The 17,432-nt window shown below is 36.2% G+C and carries 15 protein-coding genes; 7 read left to right on the forward strand and 8 right to left on the reverse strand.

Annotated elements, in window-relative coordinates:
- Positions 1–9: 9 nt before the first annotated feature.
- A complete protein-coding gene (locus ACFQZ1_RS14100) occupies positions 10–1,638 on the reverse strand; it encodes an L-lactate permease (protein ID WP_377882811.1) in 1,629 nt (542 codons plus the stop codon).
- 639 nt (positions 1,639–2,277) lie between these two features.
- Between ACFQZ1_RS14100 and ACFQZ1_RS14105 the strand changes: the two genes are divergently transcribed.
- Together ACFQZ1_RS14105 and ACFQZ1_RS14110 are read left to right on the forward strand one after the other, a co-directional pair.
- The gene (locus ACFQZ1_RS14105) at positions 2,278–2,565 is read left to right on the forward strand and encodes an ArsR/SmtB family transcription factor (RefSeq protein WP_377882812.1); all 288 of its coding nucleotides are present in this window, start codon (positions 2,278–2,280) and stop codon (positions 2,563–2,565) included.
- Between the two features lie 185 nt (positions 2,566–2,750).
- Entirely contained in the window at positions 2,751–2,930 is a 180-nt protein-coding gene (locus tag ACFQZ1_RS14110) for an acid-soluble spore protein H (RefSeq protein WP_377882813.1), read from the forward strand.
- Positions 2,931–2,961: 31 nt separating this feature from the next.
- Here the strand turns inward: ACFQZ1_RS14110 and ACFQZ1_RS14115 are convergent, their stop codons facing one another.
- Together ACFQZ1_RS14115 and ACFQZ1_RS14120 are read right to left on the reverse strand one after the other, a co-directional pair.
- Positions 2,962–4,353, reverse strand: coding sequence for a peptide MFS transporter (locus ACFQZ1_RS14115; RefSeq protein WP_377882814.1), 1,392 nt, complete (start codon positions 4,351–4,353; stop codon positions 2,962–2,964).
- 610 nt (positions 4,354–4,963) lie between these two features.
- Positions 4,964–5,929 carry an ABC transporter substrate-binding protein gene (locus ACFQZ1_RS14120; RefSeq protein WP_377882815.1) on the reverse strand — a complete coding sequence of 322 codons (966 nt, stop codon included), beginning with the start codon at positions 5,927–5,929 and terminating at the stop codon, positions 4,964–4,966.
- 173 nt (positions 5,930–6,102) lie between these two features.
- Between ACFQZ1_RS14120 and ACFQZ1_RS14125 the strand changes: the two genes are divergently transcribed.
- The 3 genes from ACFQZ1_RS14125 to ACFQZ1_RS14135 all read left to right on the forward strand — a co-directional run bounded on the left by ACFQZ1_RS14125 (position 6,103) and on the right by ACFQZ1_RS14135 (position 9,039).
- Positions 6,103–7,107 (forward strand): FecCD family ABC transporter permease, encoded by a 1,005-nt coding sequence (locus tag ACFQZ1_RS14125; RefSeq protein ID WP_377882817.1) that lies wholly within the window; start codon positions 6,103–6,105, stop codon positions 7,105–7,107.
- Positions 7,104–8,162 carry a FecCD family ABC transporter permease gene (locus ACFQZ1_RS14130; RefSeq protein WP_377882818.1) on the forward strand — a complete coding sequence of 353 codons (1,059 nt, stop codon included), beginning with the start codon at positions 7,104–7,106 and terminating at the stop codon, positions 8,160–8,162. The genes ACFQZ1_RS14125 and ACFQZ1_RS14130 overlap by 4 nt, the downstream gene beginning before the upstream one ends.
- Before the next feature lie 64 nt (positions 8,163–8,226).
- Complete coding sequence (locus ACFQZ1_RS14135) at positions 8,227–9,039, forward strand: ABC transporter ATP-binding protein (protein WP_377882819.1); 813 nt, start codon at positions 8,227–8,229, stop codon at positions 9,037–9,039.
- A 93-nt stretch (positions 9,040–9,132) separates the two neighbouring features.
- On the opposite strand, the gene ACFQZ1_RS14140 is transcribed toward ACFQZ1_RS14135, so the two are convergent.
- Complete coding sequence (locus ACFQZ1_RS14140; protein WP_377882820.1) at positions 9,133–9,864, reverse strand: class I SAM-dependent DNA methyltransferase; 732 nt, start codon at positions 9,862–9,864, stop codon at positions 9,133–9,135.
- Between the two features lie 217 nt (positions 9,865–10,081).
- Between ACFQZ1_RS14140 and ACFQZ1_RS14145 the strand changes: the two genes are divergently transcribed.
- Positions 10,082–11,272, forward strand: a complete 1,191-nt coding sequence (locus tag ACFQZ1_RS14145; RefSeq protein WP_377882821.1) for a glycine C-acetyltransferase — start codon at positions 10,082–10,084, stop codon at positions 11,270–11,272.
- Positions 11,273–11,306: 34 nt separating this feature from the next.
- The gene (locus tag ACFQZ1_RS14150) at positions 11,307–12,281 is read left to right on the forward strand and encodes an L-threonine 3-dehydrogenase (RefSeq protein WP_377882822.1); all 975 of its coding nucleotides are present in this window, start codon (positions 11,307–11,309) and stop codon (positions 12,279–12,281) included.
- Positions 12,282–12,462: 181 nt separating this feature from the next.
- Here the strand turns inward: ACFQZ1_RS14150 and ACFQZ1_RS14155 are convergent, their stop codons facing one another.
- The 4 genes from ACFQZ1_RS14155 to ACFQZ1_RS14170 all read right to left on the reverse strand — a co-directional run bounded on the left by ACFQZ1_RS14155 (position 12,463) and on the right by ACFQZ1_RS14170 (position 17,350).
- Positions 12,463–12,720 carry a hypothetical protein gene (locus ACFQZ1_RS14155; RefSeq protein ID WP_377882823.1) on the reverse strand — a complete coding sequence of 86 codons (258 nt, stop codon included), beginning with the start codon at positions 12,718–12,720 and terminating at the stop codon, positions 12,463–12,465.
- Between the two features lie 213 nt (positions 12,721–12,933).
- Positions 12,934–14,817, reverse strand: a complete 1,884-nt coding sequence (locus tag ACFQZ1_RS14160; protein ID WP_377882825.1) for a vWA domain-containing protein — start codon at positions 14,815–14,817, stop codon at positions 12,934–12,936.
- 3 nt (positions 14,818–14,820) lie between these two features.
- Positions 14,821–15,714 carry an ATP-binding protein gene (locus ACFQZ1_RS14165; RefSeq protein WP_377882826.1) on the reverse strand — a complete coding sequence of 298 codons (894 nt, stop codon included), beginning with the start codon at positions 15,712–15,714 and terminating at the stop codon, positions 14,821–14,823.
- Between the two features lie 109 nt (positions 15,715–15,823).
- Positions 15,824–17,350 (reverse strand): cardiolipin synthase, encoded by a 1,527-nt coding sequence (locus ACFQZ1_RS14170; protein WP_377882827.1) that lies wholly within the window; start codon positions 17,348–17,350, stop codon positions 15,824–15,826.
- Positions 17,351–17,432 lie beyond the last annotated feature (82 nt).

The following is a 17,432-nucleotide window of genomic DNA, read 5'->3' on the forward strand; positions in this document are numbered from 1 at the left end:
CCTTCTATTTTATACAATATGAAACACAGCGTTAAGTTGAAGTAAGCTAATAATTAATAAGAAGATTAAGCTATATTTCATTGTTATTTTAAATAACTCTGATTCTTTACCAACTATTCCAACTGCCGCGCAAGCTACAGCAACTGACTGTGGTGATACCATTTTTGCCATTGTACCGCCCACTACGTTTAAGGCAACGAGAGTAGAAGGGTTGATATCTAATTGAGCGGCTGTAACAGCTTGAAGAGGTGCAAATAGAGAGCCGCTGGATACTACAGAACCAGTTATGAATACGCCGATCCAACCTAAGATTGGAGATAAGATTGGGAATATATTTCCAGTAGATGAAAAGGCTAATCCAAGAGTTGAAGACATACCAGAATAGTTTGTTACATATGCTAATGCAATTACACTACAGATTGTATAGATTGGTGCTTTTAACTCTTTTAATGTTTCAATAGTTAATTCTTTAACTAACTTACCGCTGACACGGAATACAAGTAAAGATACGATAATTGCAAGTACAATTGCAGTAGTTGTTGATGAGAATACATCTAACTTAAAGATTGCTGGAAATGGTGTATTTGCTTTAACGATTGGCGCTGTTTTAATCACGTGATTGTGCAGGCCAGGTACTTGAATATTCCATACTAAGTTACTTAGCGCACCATTTGGAGCGAATAATACTTTTACTGCTTTTAAGTTGAAAATTGTTACAAATACAGTTAAGAATACAAATGGTGACCAAGCATATAAAATTTGTTTCATAGTATAACTATGTTTTTCTGTCTGTTTTTGTTTTGTTTTACTTTTTTCTGAAGATTTTGGCTGCCATACACGTAAGAATAATGCTAATGCAATCATGCTGACAACAGCTGCGAAAATATCAGTAAGTTCTGCACCAAGGAAATATGTTACAACGAATTGAGTAAGAGCGAAAGAACCGCCGCTTACAAGAATACCTTGCCAAGTTTCTTTAATTCCTTTAAAACCATCGACGATTGCAACAAGTAAGAATGGTAATACAAAGCTAATGAAAGGTAATAATGTTACAGTTTGATGACCAACAATTAATGGATCTAGTTGTGTTAATTGAGCAGGTACTGTAACTGGAATACCCATTGCTCCCATCGCACCACCAGCAATATTGGCAACTAAACAAATACCAGCTGCTTTTAATGGATCAAATCCCATACCTACAAGTAATGCTGCTGTAATAGCGACTGGTACACCGAAACCTGCTGCACCTTCTAAGAAAGCACCGAAAGAATAAGCGATTAATAACACTTGAAGACGAGGATCGCTTGTAATGCTAGAAATGCTATCACGAATGACGTTAAATTGCTCAGTTTTTACAGTTAGTTTGTAAAGGAAAATTGCTGCGATAACAATTGTACAAATTGGATAAAACCCGGCTGCTACACCAAAGGCAGCGGATGATACAGCCATAGTTGCTGGCATCTTATAGACAAATATAGAAAGAATAATAGCTAAAATAACACTATAGAGTCCAGATAAGTATCCTTTAATTTTAAACACTGTTAAACATAGTATAAAAAATAAAATTGGTAGAGCGGCTACAAGTGCTGATAGCCAAATGTTGTGTAACGGGTCATAAACCTGTGTCCATGTACTCATAATTGCGACATCTCCTATATATAATTTGTGAACCTATTCACAAATGTTTGTGAAATCATTCACAATCAACTTACATTGTTAGTATAGTCTCCTTCAACACTATTGTCAACGTGGAAAAGTATAATTATTCCATAGAACCTTGAACTGTAAAAAATCTGCTACATTTTATGAAGAAATTGGCAAAGTTTAAAGAGGGTAGGTATACAGTAAAAAGCGTACATGAGTAGGATATGTTATATGGTGCATATATATTCTAGCATCATTGGTTTTATATGTTTTACCCTGTATTAACGGGTACTCTCTTTCAGGATTAAGAGAGAATAAAGTGAAACTTCCATCAGTGGGGCCTAATATAGAAAAAGTAGTGTGTACAAAATATAACAAAAGTGTTGAGAAAATTATTTTGGAAAGCAATGAATACGATTAGAGATACTTTGCTTTTTGTCAGAGCTGTATAGTATAATATTCAAACATCAAAAGAGAATTTTCTCTTCATGTAAAGGGGGGAAGATGGTTTTTATTGTTGGAAGTTATGTTTTTATTGTTGAAAGTTATTCCGTATAAAATTTAATAATAAGAAGAAATATAAAAATAAACATGTACAAATAGAAAAATAAAAAGAAAAAATGAGGGGAAAGTATGTTTCAAAATCAATTTGAGTGTCGTATTTCAGAAGAGGATGTACAAATGTTGCGAGCGCTAGCTCATCCGCTTCGTCTTCGTCTTGTAATGGAGCTTATGCAGCGTGGAACTTGTAACGTAACACAGCTACAGGAAGTATTAGAAATTCCACAATCTACAGTATCACAACATTTAACAAAATTAAAGCAAAATAAGGTCGTACGTTTCGAAAGACGTGGTTTAGAAGTATATTATCAAGTGCACAGTGATAAAGTAAGTGACGTTGTAAAAACATTATTTTCTTAAAATTTGGATATTATGGAAAAAAAGGTATGTATTTCTACATGCCTTTTTTTTGTGTGAATTGAACAAAACTTCAAAGTGAAACTGTGACTTTAGGTTATAGAAGTGAAGGGGGATAAATAGGATAAAATTCATCCAGACATGGCAATATAAAAAAGAATGTAATAAAGAATAAGGAGGGACCAATAGTGGATTTAAATCGAGTAAAACAAATTTTATCATCATCAAGTAGAATTGACGTTACATATCACGGTGTGCCTGTTTGGATTGAAAGCTGTGATGAGACAAGTGGGCTTGCTAATGTCCATGATATAAAAACACCACATGAAACAGTACAAGTAGACATTAATGCATTAGAAGAGCATTAAAAAAAGCGGAGAAATTTCTCCGCTTTTTCATTTATTCCATCATACGTGAAATCATTTTAGAGAACATAAGAAGTACTAAACCGAGTACCATAACCATAATACCGATGCTTGCAAATACTTCTAAGTAGCCTAAAGATTGTGTGAAGGAAGCAAGTGCACCAGCTAGATAGTTCGCCATACCAGAACCTGCTAACCATACTCCCATTAATAGAGATGCTAATTTTACAGGAGCAATTGCACTTACCATTGATAGACCGATTGGTGATAGGAATAGCTCACCAATTGTGTGGAATAGGTATGTGAAAACAATAAATAGTAAGTTAGCTTTTGTAGCAATATGAGCTTCATCACTACCTGTTTTTAGAACTGCTAATGTTAATACAAGGTAACCGATTCCTAACAAAATCATACCAAGTGCCATTTTTGTCGGGATTTTTAAATCGCCATTTTTTGTTTTAGAAAGTTTTACCCATAACGCAGAAACAAGTGGTGCTAATATAACGATAAATGCTGGGTTAACAGATTGGAACCAAGATGTTGGAATTTCCCATCCGAAAATAGTACGATCAACGAATTTATCTGTATAAAGAGTTAAAGAACTACCGGCTTGTTCAAAACCTGCCCAGAAGAAAACAACGAAGCAAGTTAAAATGATGATTGCCCAAGTGCGGTTCTTTTCTTGTTTTGTTAAAGGTTTTTTCTCAACTACTTTTTCGCTTTTGTTTTTTGATTTTTTACCTACAACTGTTGTTCCTGCTTTACCAAGGTAACGAGGAGCTAATAGGTTAAAGAAAATCTGACCGATAATCATACCGATACAAGCAGCTAGGAAGCCATATTTGTATCCCATTACCATAGTGCCGTTAACGCTTGTTTTAAATAAATCTTCTGCTAGGAAACCACAAACAAGTGGTGCAAAGAAAGCCCCTACGTTGATACCCATGTAAAAGATTGTGAAGGCACTGTCACGACGTGAATCATTTTCACCGTATAGTTCACCTAATAGGGTAGAGATATTTGGTTTGAAGAATCCATTACCAATAACTAATAATCCTAATCCTAAAAAGAGTCCAGTTTTTGTATTCATTGAAAATAATACAAAGTTACCAAGTGCCATAATAATACCACCAAGAGTGATTGCAAAACGTCTTGGGATAAAGTGGTCAGTTAACCATCCACCAAAAATCGGTGTGAAATATACTAAAGCTGTAAAAGTTCCGTATAATTGCACTGCAAAAGCCTTGTCAAATCCAAGTCCACCGCTAACAACTGCGGTTGTTAAATAAAGAACTAAAAGTCCACGCATTCCATAATAGCTGAATCTTTCCCACATTTCTGTTAAGAACAACAAGTATAATCCCGGAGGATGTTTCTTCGGTGATTGTTGTTCTTCAGCTTTTTGTAACTTTAAAGCTGCATCCATATTTTTTCCTCCTAATCCTGTCCTGTATAACGGATATTTATGTAATCATTTTAATTTACAAAATATTTAGAAGTCAATAGAATTATATGGAAATATAATAAAAAGATTGCATGAATTCTAAAAAAACCTCGTCATAATTTGTATTTTCCCCTGAAAACCTTAAAATAAGCGTTTTCAAATGTGTATTTTTTTGTCCTAAAAGAACAAAAAAATGTACTAATTCAGAAAATTCTAATTAAAATAATTTTTCTGATATAAATGATGTTTTTTTGATATACTTTTGGAATATAACATGTTTTGAATAAGAATACAAAATAAAAAACAACTCCCGTGTATAGGAGTTGTTTTCATTGAGGATAGATTTAAAGTTAAAAGTATTATTTCATTTTACTTTTAACGAGATAGTTTATCCCGCTACTTTTGGGCAGTGTGTGCCTGATTGAGCAGGCTTTTTATAAGTGGGTGATGAAGAACCCACTTTTTATCCCGCATTAACGGGCAGTATAATCCCCCCCTCAAGATCTTGAGGGGGGGATAACTGCTGGCATGCGCCCAATTGATTCAACTAACCATTAGTGTGGGAAAGCGCCCCACTGATGGAAGTTTCACTTTATTTTACAAAGCGTTTTTCAATGTCATCTAGCATTAAATTAGCAGCTATTACACCGCCAGCTGTATTCCAGATGACATCGTCAACTTTGTATGCTTTACCGTTTTTCACTGCATTTAAGTTTTGGAATAGAGGATCGCTCGTATATTCTTTTTCTAATTCAGAACCTTTGTTTTCGTTTCCTTTATTGTATGTGAAGTAGAATAGTATATCGCCATCCATTGCAGGGATTCGCTCTTTTGATACGTTACGCTCTGCAAAATCATTTTTATTTTGATCACCAGGACGTTTGAAACCAAGTTCTTTTAAGATAACCCCAGAGAATGTATCTTGATGATAAATACGAACATCACCAGGCATAAAGCGTACCATAGAAATTTCTTGATTTACTTGATCACCAAGTTTTCCTTGTAAGTCTTTTATGCGCTTGTCATAATCAGCTAGGACTTTTTGACCTTCTTTTTCTTTATTCACTGCTTTTGCATAAAATTTAAAGTTTTCTTTCCACTCACCGCGCAGTGTTTCTGAGAAAACAGTAGGAGCAATGCTATTTAGCTGCTCGTACACTTTCTCCTGACGCATTTTGTTACCGATAATTAAGTCGGGTTTTAAAGCAGCAATTGCTTCGAGATTGACTTGTAGCTCGTCACCGACAGGTTTTGTATTTTTCAATTTGTCTTTCGTATGTGGATACCATGGGTCACCGGTTGGTGGTTGTGCAGCTCCCACTGGTGTTACACCAAGAGAAAGTAAAGCTTCCGTTCCCTCGTTTGTTAAAATAACAACACGTTTCGGATTTGCAGGAACTTCAGTTTTTCCCATTGCGTGTTCAATTGTAATCGTCTTTTGCTTTTCTTCTTTTTTAGCTTCAGCTTTGTCATTGGTTTTACCACATGCCCCTAAAAGAAGTGAGAACGATAGTATAAGTGCAAATAATGCAAATGATTTTTGTTTGATGAAATTCATTATGTATCCCCCTTGTATTTATTGAGAATCTTTTTCAATTACAAGGTTGATATTAAGGGGTTATAAATAGATTGTCAATAGTAATTGAAAATAATAATTATTATCATTGACAAGGCGAATTCAGCTACAATACACTAAAAATGTATGAGTATGCATTAAAGGAGAAACGCTGCATGTTATTAAAAACAAATCGAGCAAAATGGATTGGGTTATTTGTTGGAATCATTGCAGTTATTACTTGTATTTGGGGAAGTATTATTTTGGGATATACAAATACAAGTTCGAAACTAGCAATGGATGCTTTTTTCAATTTCAATGGCTCAAATGAACATATTATTATTCAAAACGTACGTCTTCCTCGTGCGCTTATCGCAGCTAGTGTTGGTGCTAGTTTAGCCATTGCTGGTTGCCTTATGCAAACTTTAACTAAAAATCCGCTTGCTGCTCCAGACTTTATCGGATTAAACTCAGGTGCTTCTTTTTTTATTGTGGTAGCGACCGTTGTTTTTTCCGTGACATCTTTATCAGCGTTTACGTGGATTGCCTTTTTAGGAGCGGCGGTTGCCGCGGCATTCGTATTTGCTTCTAGTTCTTTAGGAAAAGAAGGAGCAACTCCGCTTAAGTTAACATTAGCCGGAGTAGCAATCAGTGCCTTATTTTCTTCTTTAACACAAGGGTTACTTGTGTTAAATGAAAGTGCATTAGAAGAAGTATTATTTTGGCTTGCTGGTTCGGTGCAAGGTAGGAAGTTAGAAGTATTGCAATCTGTATTTCCATATTTATTAGTTGGATGGCTTGCTGCTCTTATAATGGCTGGGAAAGTGAATACACTCATGATGGGAGAAGATGTAGCGAAAGGATTGGGGCAACGAACGGTACTGATGAAATCGTTAATATTCTTCATTATTGTACTACTATCAGGCGGCTCTGTTGCAGTTGCAGGTCCAATTGGATTTGTTGGGATTATTATACCTCATTTCGCAAGAGCACTTGTTGGTGTAGACCATCGTTGGATTGTGCCATATAGTGGGCTATTAGGCGCAATATTATTGTTACTTGCAGATATTGCTGCAAGATATATTATTATGCCGCAAGAAGTTCCAGTTGGAGTCATGACAGCATTTATTGGGGCACCATTCTTTATTTATATTGCACGTAAGAGAGGGCTTAGCAAATGAAGAAGTATATTCCGTTTCGTGTAGGAAAAGACGGCCTCTCGTTTTTAATATATAAACGAGCTTGTCTCGTCTTATTGGGTTTACTAGTTGTTTTAATTGGGCTATTCTTTGCAAGCGCTGGTATGGGAGAGATGAAAGTAGCTCCATATGATGTATGGCAAGCAATTACCGGGAATGGCGATGCGATGTCAAATATGGTTGTAAACCAATTTCGGATGCCACGTATTTTAATTGCAATTCTTGTAGGGATAGCTCTGGCTGTAGCGGGCTGTATTTTACAAGGCCTCGTTCGAAATCCGCTTGCTTCTCCTGATATTATTGGAATTACAGGTGGTGCAAGTGTAGCAGTTGTACTATTCCTTGCTTTATTTAGTGATAAAAATAATGCATTAACAGTAAGTATTCATTATATGCCGCTGGCAGCCTTTATTGGAGCGACCGTTGTTGCATTTTTTGTATATTTATTTGCATGGAGAAATAATGGATTATCAGCGATTAGCCTTGTTTTAATTGGCGTTGGATTTTGGGCGTTAACGAAAGCAGCGACGACTTTATTTATGCTGTTAGCCCCTATATATCAAACGAGTCAAGCAAATATTTGGATTACTGGTACTGTTTACGGATCTTCATGGAAAAATGTAGCGATATTAGCACCTTGGATTCTTATTTTAACAGCGGTAGCATTTGTAGCTGCCAGACATTTAAATGTACAAGAACTTGGTGATGATATTGCTACCGGACTTGGAATCCACTTAACCAAATCACGTTTCTTCCTGCTACTCCTTAGTACGGCGTTAATTGGAGGAGCAGTTGCTTTTGCAGGTGGAATTGGATTTGTTGGTTTAATGGCGCCGCATATTTCAAGAAGATTAGTGGGTTCTTTATACGGTGCATTACTTCCAGTAGCAGCTGTTGTCGGTGCGATTTTAGTACTTGCTGCAGATTTAATTGGACGCACAGTCTTTGCTCCGCTTGAAGTTCCAGCAGGTGTATTTACATCAGCAATCGGTGCTCCGTATTTTATTTATTTACTTTATAAAAGTCGAAATTCATAAAGGTAAAGAAAAAATACATAGATGATTTACTATCTATTAAAAAACGGAGTAAAGGAAGAGAAACATGCAAAAAGCTTTAGAGACTAAATCGTTAACATTGTCTTATGGGGAAACAATTATTATTGATGAATTAGATTTAGAAATTCCAAAAGGAAAAATTTCAATTTTTATAGGTTCAAATGGTTGTGGGAAATCTACTTTATTACGTTCACTTGCCCGTTTATTAAAGCCTACATCCGGGGATATTTTATTAGGAGATCAAGTTATTCAAAATATGCAAACGAAGCAAATTGCCCGCCAGCTTGCGATTTTACCACAAGGTCCACAAGCACCAGAAGGAGTAACTGTTCTTCAGCTTGTGAAACAAGGGCGTTATCCATATCAAACATGGCTAAAGCAATGGTCGGAGCAGGATGACGAAATGGTGTGGAAAGCACTAGCTGCAACGGGAATGACCGAATTTGCAGAACGAGATGTTTACGCCCTTTCAGGTGGACAACGTCAGCGTGCATGGATTGCAATGACGCTTGCACAGGATACAGATATTATTTTATTAGATGAGCCAACAACATATTTAGATATGACACATCAAATTGAAGTGCTTGATTTATTATTTGAGTTAAATGAGAATGAGCAACGGACAATTGTAATGGTGTTGCATGATTTAAATTTAGCTTGTCGTTATGCAGATCATATTGTAGCAATTCGTGATAAACAAATTTATGCACAAGGCAAACCAGAAGATATAATTAATGATAAGCTTGTACGTGATGTTTTTCGTATGAATTGTGAAATTATAAGAGATCCGTTATTTGGTACACCGCTTTGTATTCCGCAAGGAAAGGGGAGACGTATACTCCCGCAAACGGTTAATTAAAAGAGAAAAACATAAAGTGAAACTTCCCTCAGTGGGAGGCTTACTGCCCGCGAATAGCGGGATAAGAAAGGGCGATGAATCATCATCGCCTTTTTACTTTGTACATGAATATAATAAAAACAGAGGGATACGCAGTCTACGTTCATATTCTTTTTCACTTTGAAAATGCTGAGGTTCGGGTGCTGCTTCGCGTAAACTAGTAATTGTAAAACCAGCTTTTTGTAAGGAGAGGAAGTATTGCTCAATTGTACGATGATATTTAATAACTTCCTCATTAATCCATGGCTCGACGCGTTTGCCAGTTTTAAAATAATCATCAACAAGCCAGCTAGTTCGTTTTCCGCTTGTTTGTAAGCTTTCGAATGCGGAAGTTATAACAGGGTGTTGGACACTAAAGGCGAAAGTGCCGCCAGGTTTTAACGTTTGAAAAATTTGTTTGAAAGTATCATCAATATGTTCAATATAGTGAAGGACAAGTCTAGATGTAACGATATCAAAAGTAGAAGGTGGGTATGTATAGTCTTTGAGGTTTAAAAGATGGACAACTCCATTTGTATTTTGTAATTGCTTTTGAGCTTCTTCATACATACGATGGGAGCCTTCAATTCCGGTATAAGATTGGCAGCCTTTTTGTAGTAACTCTACTCCAAATTGTGCATCACCACAGCCAAGGTCAAGAATACTTTTATTTTTTATATGACCAAGTAACTGTAAGAGAGCGGGCTTTTCAATCGTGTCATTTGGATTATCGGTTCGATGTCTACGTTTCATATATTGTTCAAAAAATAGGTCCTCATTGTAAACATCAGATTCTGTATAAGACATTGTATCATCTCCTTGAAAACGTTTTTTCTATTCTAGTAAAATCCAAATAATAATAATAATAGATTTCTGTAATTATATAGGATATAATCATTAGTTGTAAGCGTTTACTTTTGGCTATTTTCCTATAATATTTTTTTGAAACGTGTTAAGCTATTAATAGAGTATTGTCTATATTATGATAATGCTTTCTTTATATAAATGATAGGGAGGTTTCACGATGTCTAGCAAAACACTTGACAAATTTTTAGTAGAAAACCTAGATGATTTGAAATCAAAGGGGCTTTATAACGTTATTGATCCGCTTGAAAGTTCTAATGGACCAGTCATTACAATTGCCGGAAAAGAATATATTAATTTATCTTCAAACAACTACCTTGGTTTAGCAACAGACGAACGTTTAAAAGAAGCAGCAATTGGTGCAATTCATAAATATGGCGTTGGTGCAGGTGCTGTTCGTACAATTAACGGTACGCTTGATTTACATGTGAAATTAGAAGAAACAATTGCAAAGTTTAAACATACAGAAGCTGCAATCGCATATCAATCAGGTTTCAACTGTAATATGGCAGCGATTTCAGCTGTTATGGATAAAAATGACGCGATTCTTTCTGACGAATTAAACCACGCATCAATCATTGATGGTTCTCGTTTATCAAGAGCAAAAATTATTGTTTATAAGCATTCTGATATGGAAGATTTACGTAAAAAAGCAATCGAAGCAAAAGAATCTGGCTTATACAATAAATTAATGGTTATTACAGACGGTGTATTCTCAATGGATGGCGATGTAGCAAAACTACCAGAAATCGTTGAAATTGCAGAAGAACTAGATTTAATGACTTATGTTGACGATGCGCACGGTTCTGGCGTACTTGGAAAAGGTGCTGGTACGGTTAAACATTTTGGACTATCTGATAAAGTAGATTTCCAAATCGGTACATTATCTAAAGCAATTGGTGTAATTGGTGGATATGTTGCTGGTAAGAAAAACTTAATCGATTGGTTAAAAGTTCGTTCACGTCCGTTCTTATTCTCAACAGCATTAACGCCGGCTGATGCAGCAGCTTGCATGAGATCCATTGAAATTTTAATGGAAAGTACAGAATTGCATGATCGTTTATGGGAGAATGGTCGTTATTTAAAACAAGGCTTAAAAGAGCTTGGTTTTAACATTGGAGACAGTGAAACACCAATTACACCTTGTATTATTGGTGATGAAGTATTAACACAACAATTTAGTAAGCGTCTAAACGAAGAGGGCGTATATGCAAAATCAATTGTGTTCCCAACTGTAGCAAAAGGAACAGGTCGTGTTCGTAATATGCCAACAGCAGCACATACGAAAGAAATGCTTGATGAAGCAATTCGCACGTATGAAAAAGTTGGGAAAGAAATGGGGATTATTTAACACATTCGCATCTATGAAAGCTTGCAAATGAGGAGTGGGGAAAATGAAAAAAATTCTAGTAACCGGTTCTTTAGGCCAAATTGGTTCTGAACTTGTAACGAAACTTCGTGATGTATATGGTGCAACAAACGTTATCGCAACAGATATTCGTGAAACAGATAGTGAAGTTGTAAAGTCTGGCCCATTTGAAATACTAGATGTAACAGATGGTCAAAAATTACATGAGATTGCAAAGCGTAATGAAGTGGATACAATTATTCATCTAGCAGCATTACTTTCTGCAACGGCGGAAAAAAATCCGCTATTTGCTTGGAACTTAAATATGGGTGGTCTTGTAAATGCGTTAGAAGCGGCACGTGAATTAAACTGTAAGTTTTTCACACCAAGCTCAATCGGTGCATTTGGTCCAACAACACCAAAAGATAATACGCCACAAGACACCATTCAGCGTCCAACTACGATGTATGGAGTAAACAAAGTAGCTGGAGAGCTTTTATGTGATTACTACTATCAAAAGTTTGGTGTAGATACGCGCGGCGTACGCTTCCCAGGTTTAATTTCTTATGTTGCACCTCCTGGAGGGGGAACAACTGACTATGCAGTTGAAATTTATTATGAAGCAATTAAAAAAGGTACGTACACTTCTTACATTGCAGAAGGAACATACATGGATATGATGTATATGCCGGATGCACTGCAAGCGATTATTTCTTTAATGGAAGCAGATCCAAGCAAGCTAAAACATCGCAATGCATTTAACATTACAGCAATGAGCTTCGAGCCAGAACAAATTGCGGCATCTATTCGTAAACACATTCCAACATTCACGATGGATTACGCAGTTGATCCAGCTCGTCAAAAGATTGCAGATAGCTGGCCAAACTCAATCGATGCAACAGCAGCAAAAGAAGAGTGGGGCTTTAAAGCAGACTACGACTTAGACAAAATGACAGCTGATATGCTTGCGAAATTAAAAAAAAAATTAGAAGCTGAGTTAGTGCTTGGCTAATTGAGAAAAAGCCGATTCAATGTATTGAATCGGCTTTTTTGTCTGCGTATCCAGTTAGGTTGAGGGCTACTTGCTGGTGAAAGTTCAATTTAGGTAAGAAACAAGTCGCCTAGTAGCGATTAAAGGCGTTATCCCGCTATTTGTGGGGGAAGAAAATTCCCGCTCTGATGGGAGTTTCACTTTATCTAGACTTTCGTTCATGCGTGTCTATATCTTCCGCTTCTGGGTATTGGTATTCCGTTTCCTCGTACTGTTTTTCATATTCGTAGCTAAATGCTTTATGTGTTTTTTGATCCTCATCCCAAGGTGTCGATTTTCCTAACTTTCTGTTAGTCGGAGAACCGTAAGGACCTTCAGGAAGTTCCTCAGGAATAACATATTGATGCCGAGCTTCTGCAGCTGTAACATCTGTATATTTCTCATCTTTTTTCGGGGACAAATGAAACACCCTTTCAAGTATATTCTATGAGTAAAGCTCCTTTTTAATATACCCCAAAAAATTTCTATAAATTTTGGATATCCTTTCATTTTGTTTTGATAATAAAAATGTGGACTATAAAGTGAAACTTCCAGCGGCGGTGGGGGGCTTATTGCCCACGAATAGCGGGATAAAAAGAGCAAAAAAACAGGAGCTGCACCCAGCTCCTGTTTTCTATTCAATCGTCTTCAGTAATAATTTCTTTAATAACGGCTTAATCTTCAACCGTAAATCTTCAGCATGATTCGCTACTAAGAAATGGTGGTTATAAATATTTTTCATCAACTGATAGGTTGCTTCTTTTGCTTCGCCTTCCTCGATGAAGATTCCAATGACTTCTATGCCGCTTTTACGAGCAAGCTTTACAGCTTCATGGGTATCTAAAATACCATCTTGTTGATAATCTAATGCAGATGGTTCACCATCTGTAAAGACGAGTAGGAATTTATGTTTTTCGGGACGTTTCGCAAGTTTTTCTGAAACGATGCGAATAATATATCCGTCGCGATTATCTTCTTCTTCACGAAGTTGCATGACTTCTGGACCAATGCTTGGAATCGTTGAATTTTGATACGTTACGACTTCGTGAATGACATTTGGTTTGGTTTCTGGGGTCGCGCTAGAAGCATCTTCCCAAAATCCACTAATTGCATGTGGGATTTTTAATGATTTTAAAGCTTCATGGAAAAGAACAACGCTTTTTTTTGTTTCTTCCATTTTGTTATACATTGAACCAGAGCAGTCAACTAATAAGTGAAAGACAACGTCAAGTTCTTGTGATTCTTGTCCTTTTTTATAAAACATACGTGGTTGTTTCTCTGTATAAATACGTAAGAACTTTTTACGAAGTCTCCCGTAGTATTTATCAGCATTTGCATTTGTTTTATTTTCAATCGTTTTTTCGATGATTTTCTTTAATTCTTTTACATCTTTATTTACGACAGATTTAATGGCTTGATAGTCTTTCTTTTCATCAGGATTCGGCTTTCTTGCTTCTTTAAATGTATGTGATGCACCGACATTATATTTACCGTATACACCTTCATTTTGGCTAGAAGCATGAGATGCTCTCGTATCTTCAGTATCTGCACCGTCGAAATTCGACTGTGTACTTTTTTGGGAAGTGCCTTGCACAGAAGCAAGCGCTTGATCACTATTATCAGATTCTCGTGCTGTATCACCCATCATGTTTGTTTTTGTACCACTCTCTAATTCAAAGCGCAAGAAATTTTCGTTTTCATTGTTTTTATTTTCACGATGCCACGTTGAAAAGCTTTCGTTTATTTTACTTTTATTATCGTCATCGTCAACAATTTGAACATCATCATTTGCTAATTCATCGACCCGTTCCTCTATTTTATCAAAAACTACAGAAGTATTGAGCGGCGCAAGGCCAAAGTAGTTGTTAATCATATCATTTTCTAGGAGTTCTTCTAAACGATAACGAATTTTTTCTACAACATACATCGTATCTTCTGTAGTACGAGTTTGGAATGTTTCGTGTAAGATTGCTTCAATGTGCTCGAAGTAGTCGTTGTTAAACATTTCATATTTATCGCTTGTTAATGTTAAGTAACATAAACAAATAAGCATATCGGCATGATAGTTACGAATACGATTAATTTCGTATTGTGAGCTGAAATAATTTCGATACATTTCCTTTCGGCGTGTAAAAATTGGTTTTGTACCAGGACGCTTTTGTTTCACAATTTCTTCAACTCGTAAATCTTCTAATAGGACAAATAACTGCGTTAAAAAATTTTTAAGTGGTGATTGTTGTAACTCTTTTGCATAGTTGCGAATAAGCTTCATATCGGAATGATGCTTGTAGCCGAGCGCTTTTAAATATACTTCACTTTTTAAACCAATTACTTTATCGGTTTCGCTTCGATCATCCCAAAAATGACTGATGACAATTTTATTTTCGATTTCGTCATAATATGCTTTATAGCCATATTCTAAATATGCATTTTCTTCTTTTAGAAGGGCATACATTAAATTTTCCATCTGCAGAAACAGAGACGCATCGATTTTTTTGTCGCTAAAAATTTGTCTCATGGATTATCCCTCAAAGAAATAACTTTCTGCTAATTCACGCACCGTCATTTGTTCTGTTTCATCGCTTAATTTTGCGATAATGCTTCGTTCAATTGCACGCATCACTGGAATATAGACACTTAAATCACATGCATCGATAATACCGCGAATACTTGCAGCTTCTTCACTTACGCGGCCGTCGCGAGCAAGCGGCATTAGGTCACTTGCGAATGCAACAAACTTTTCGATTGTTACTGTGTCCTTTAATTTTGATTCAGCTAATAAGAGTTCTTTTAATGTTTCCCCTTGAATATAAGGAACTTCGATAATAACAAAACGATTTTTTAATGCTTCATTTAGTTCGCTCGTTCCAACATAGCCTTCATTGATTGCTGCAATTACACGATATTCATCGCTACCGTACACAACTTCTTGTGTGAATGGATTTGTAATCATTTTACGGTAGTCTAATGCACCGTGAAGAAGTGGAAGGGTTTCTGGTTTTGCCATGTTAATTTCGTCGATATAAAGGAAGTGACCGTTTTTCATTGCTTTCATTAATGGACCATCAACGAAAGTAACTTCAGATGCAGCGTCTTTTGTTGTTAAAGTGTTATACCCTAAAATACCTTCTACATCTAAATCAACAGAACAGTTAATGCTATGCATTGGCTTTTGGAATAAATAAGACAGCGTTTCAGCAAGAACGGTTTTACCGCTTCCGGTAGGCCCTTTTAATAGAACGTTTTTCCCAAGAAGTAATGCAGTAATGGCATCTTCAATAATACTGTTATCCGATGCTTTATACATTTTTGTTCCAATTAAAGTAGCAGCATTGCTAGCTGTGTGTTTATTTGTCTCGTGAATATTTGCAAGTTGTTGCTTTAATCCTTCATGTATATGAAATTGCTCTAACATGTATTTCCCACCTAACATTATTTTCATAAAGTAAACAATCCATCTTATGATAACTCGTTTTCATAGGTGAAGCAAAGAAAAAACATCTTCCAATTTGGAAGATGTTCCCTTATAAAAGTGGTGAAATAAGACGCATTAGTGATTCAAGCGTTCTTTTTCGAATGCTTCTCTTTTTAAAGACTTCCCAGCGAATTTCTGTAGAGTCCTTAAAATCTTGTTCGAAATCATGTTTAATATCAAGGACAGTCGGAGAGTCATATAAGATAGCGATTAATTCATAATTCAGTTCAAAGCTACGAATGTCCATATTCGCTGTTCCAATTGTTGCAATTTCATCATCAATTAAAACAATTTTAGCATGCATAAATCCATCTTTATAACGATAAATAGAAACACCTGCTTCTAATAATGGCGCAAAGTAAGATTGAGAAGCTTGATCACTTATGACGCTATCGCTTATGCCAGGATACAAAATGCGAACATCAATTCCAGCAATCGCACTTAAACGTAGTAATGTTAATGTTTCTGGGTCTGGAATGAAGTATGGCGTCGCAATCCAAATGGAACGTTTTGCTGATGTCATGGCCGCTAGTAAGGTATTTCGAATCGTTTTGTCATTTGCACTCGGGCCACTTGCGACAATTTGGACAGCACCGTCTGTATCAACAGTCCACATCGGAAAATACTCTCTATTCATGAAAGGTTCCCAAGAATAGCTATTTAATCCACTACATGCGTATAACCAATCTTCTAAAAAGATGGCTTGTAGTTTGTATAGTGCTTTCCCTTCAAGTTTTAAATGACTATCTCGCCAAATTGGAAATTTCTTAGAACGACCAAGATATTCATCTCCAACATTCAATCCCCCTGTAAATCCAATTTTCCCATCAATAATAATAATTTTACGATGATTCCGGTAGTTGACGGTTTCGATTAGCCACGGAGAAAGGATAGGTTCGAATTCTACTACCTCAATTCCTACGTCCTTCATCGGTTGCAAAAAGGTGCTTCGTAATGAGGAGCTTCCGAGGTCATCAAATAAAAAGCGGACAGTTACACCAGCTTTTGCTTTTTCAATTAAAGCATCTCGAATCTTTGTTCCAATTTCATCAGCTCGATAAATGTAATATTGAATATGAATGTGATGTTTTGCCTCTTGAATGGAGGTCAAAATTTCTGTAAATGTTTCATCGCCGTTTGTTAGTAATTTTGTTGCAGTTTCATTAGCGATAGGTCCCCCGCCAAATTTTTGAACGACAGTAGCCAAATGGGCAGCGCGTTCATTTAGAGACGCTGGTATTTCTTGTTTTAATCGTCTTCCTTCTAAAATTTCACGGAACAACTTTCTTCGCTCTTCATCACGATGTAAATGTTTTTTTCGGCGCCATCTGCTGCGGCCGAATAGTACATAAAATAGTACGCCAACAACAGGAAGAACTGCTAATACCCAAAACCAAGCTAACGTACTTTGGGGGGAGCGATTTTCAATAAAGATGATGAAAGCAATGCCAATAGCTGTAATAACAAATAGCCACCCAACAAAGGTAGACAATGATATGGGTGATTTGTTTAGTATTTTTAGTGCAATGATTGTAATTGCAATAACGAATAATAATTGAAGAACACGGTTTTTCATTGGTAGGAATGTCACCTTTTTCTGATTAGTTATATCCTTATTATAAGGTGTTTCATTTTCATTAAACAAATAGAAATTTATT

Origin of the sequence: Bacillus sp. CGMCC 1.60114, assembly GCF_042676365.1 — a bacterium.
Classification (GTDB): Bacteria; Bacillota; Bacilli; order Bacillales; family Bacillaceae_G; genus Bacillus_A; species Bacillus_A rhizoplanae_A.

Coding starts and splice junctions, on each gene's coding strand:
- ACFQZ1_RS14100 (WP_377882811.1), bottom strand. CDS start 1,638: ATGAGTACATGGACACAGGTTTATGACCCGTTACACAACATTTGGCTA.
- ACFQZ1_RS14105 (WP_377882812.1), top strand. CDS start 2,278: ATGTTTCAAAATCAATTTGAGTGTCGTATTTCAGAAGAGGATGTACAA.
- ACFQZ1_RS14115 (WP_377882814.1), bottom strand. CDS start 4,353: ATGGATGCAGCTTTAAAGTTACAAAAAGCTGAAGAACAACAATCACCG.
- ACFQZ1_RS14120 (WP_377882815.1), bottom strand. CDS start 5,929: ATGAATTTCATCAAACAAAAATCATTTGCATTATTTGCACTTATACTA.
- ACFQZ1_RS14125 (WP_377882817.1), top strand. CDS start 6,103: ATGTTATTAAAAACAAATCGAGCAAAATGGATTGGGTTATTTGTTGGA.
- ACFQZ1_RS14130 (WP_377882818.1), top strand. CDS start 7,104: ATGAAGAAGTATATTCCGTTTCGTGTAGGAAAAGACGGCCTCTCGTTT.
- ACFQZ1_RS14135 (WP_377882819.1), top strand. CDS start 8,227: ATGCAAAAAGCTTTAGAGACTAAATCGTTAACATTGTCTTATGGGGAA.
- ACFQZ1_RS14140 (WP_377882820.1), bottom strand. CDS start 9,864: ATGTCTTATACAGAATCTGATGTTTACAATGAGGACCTATTTTTTGAA.
- ACFQZ1_RS14145 (WP_377882821.1), top strand. CDS start 10,082: ATGTCTAGCAAAACACTTGACAAATTTTTAGTAGAAAACCTAGATGAT.
- ACFQZ1_RS14160 (WP_377882825.1), bottom strand. CDS start 14,817: ATGAGACAAATTTTTAGCGACAAAAAAATCGATGCGTCTCTGTTTCTG.
- ACFQZ1_RS14165 (WP_377882826.1), bottom strand. CDS start 15,714: ATGTTAGAGCAATTTCATATACATGAAGGATTAAAGCAACAACTTGCA.
- ACFQZ1_RS14170 (WP_377882827.1), bottom strand. CDS start 17,350: ATGAAAAACCGTGTTCTTCAATTATTATTCGTTATTGCAATTACAATC.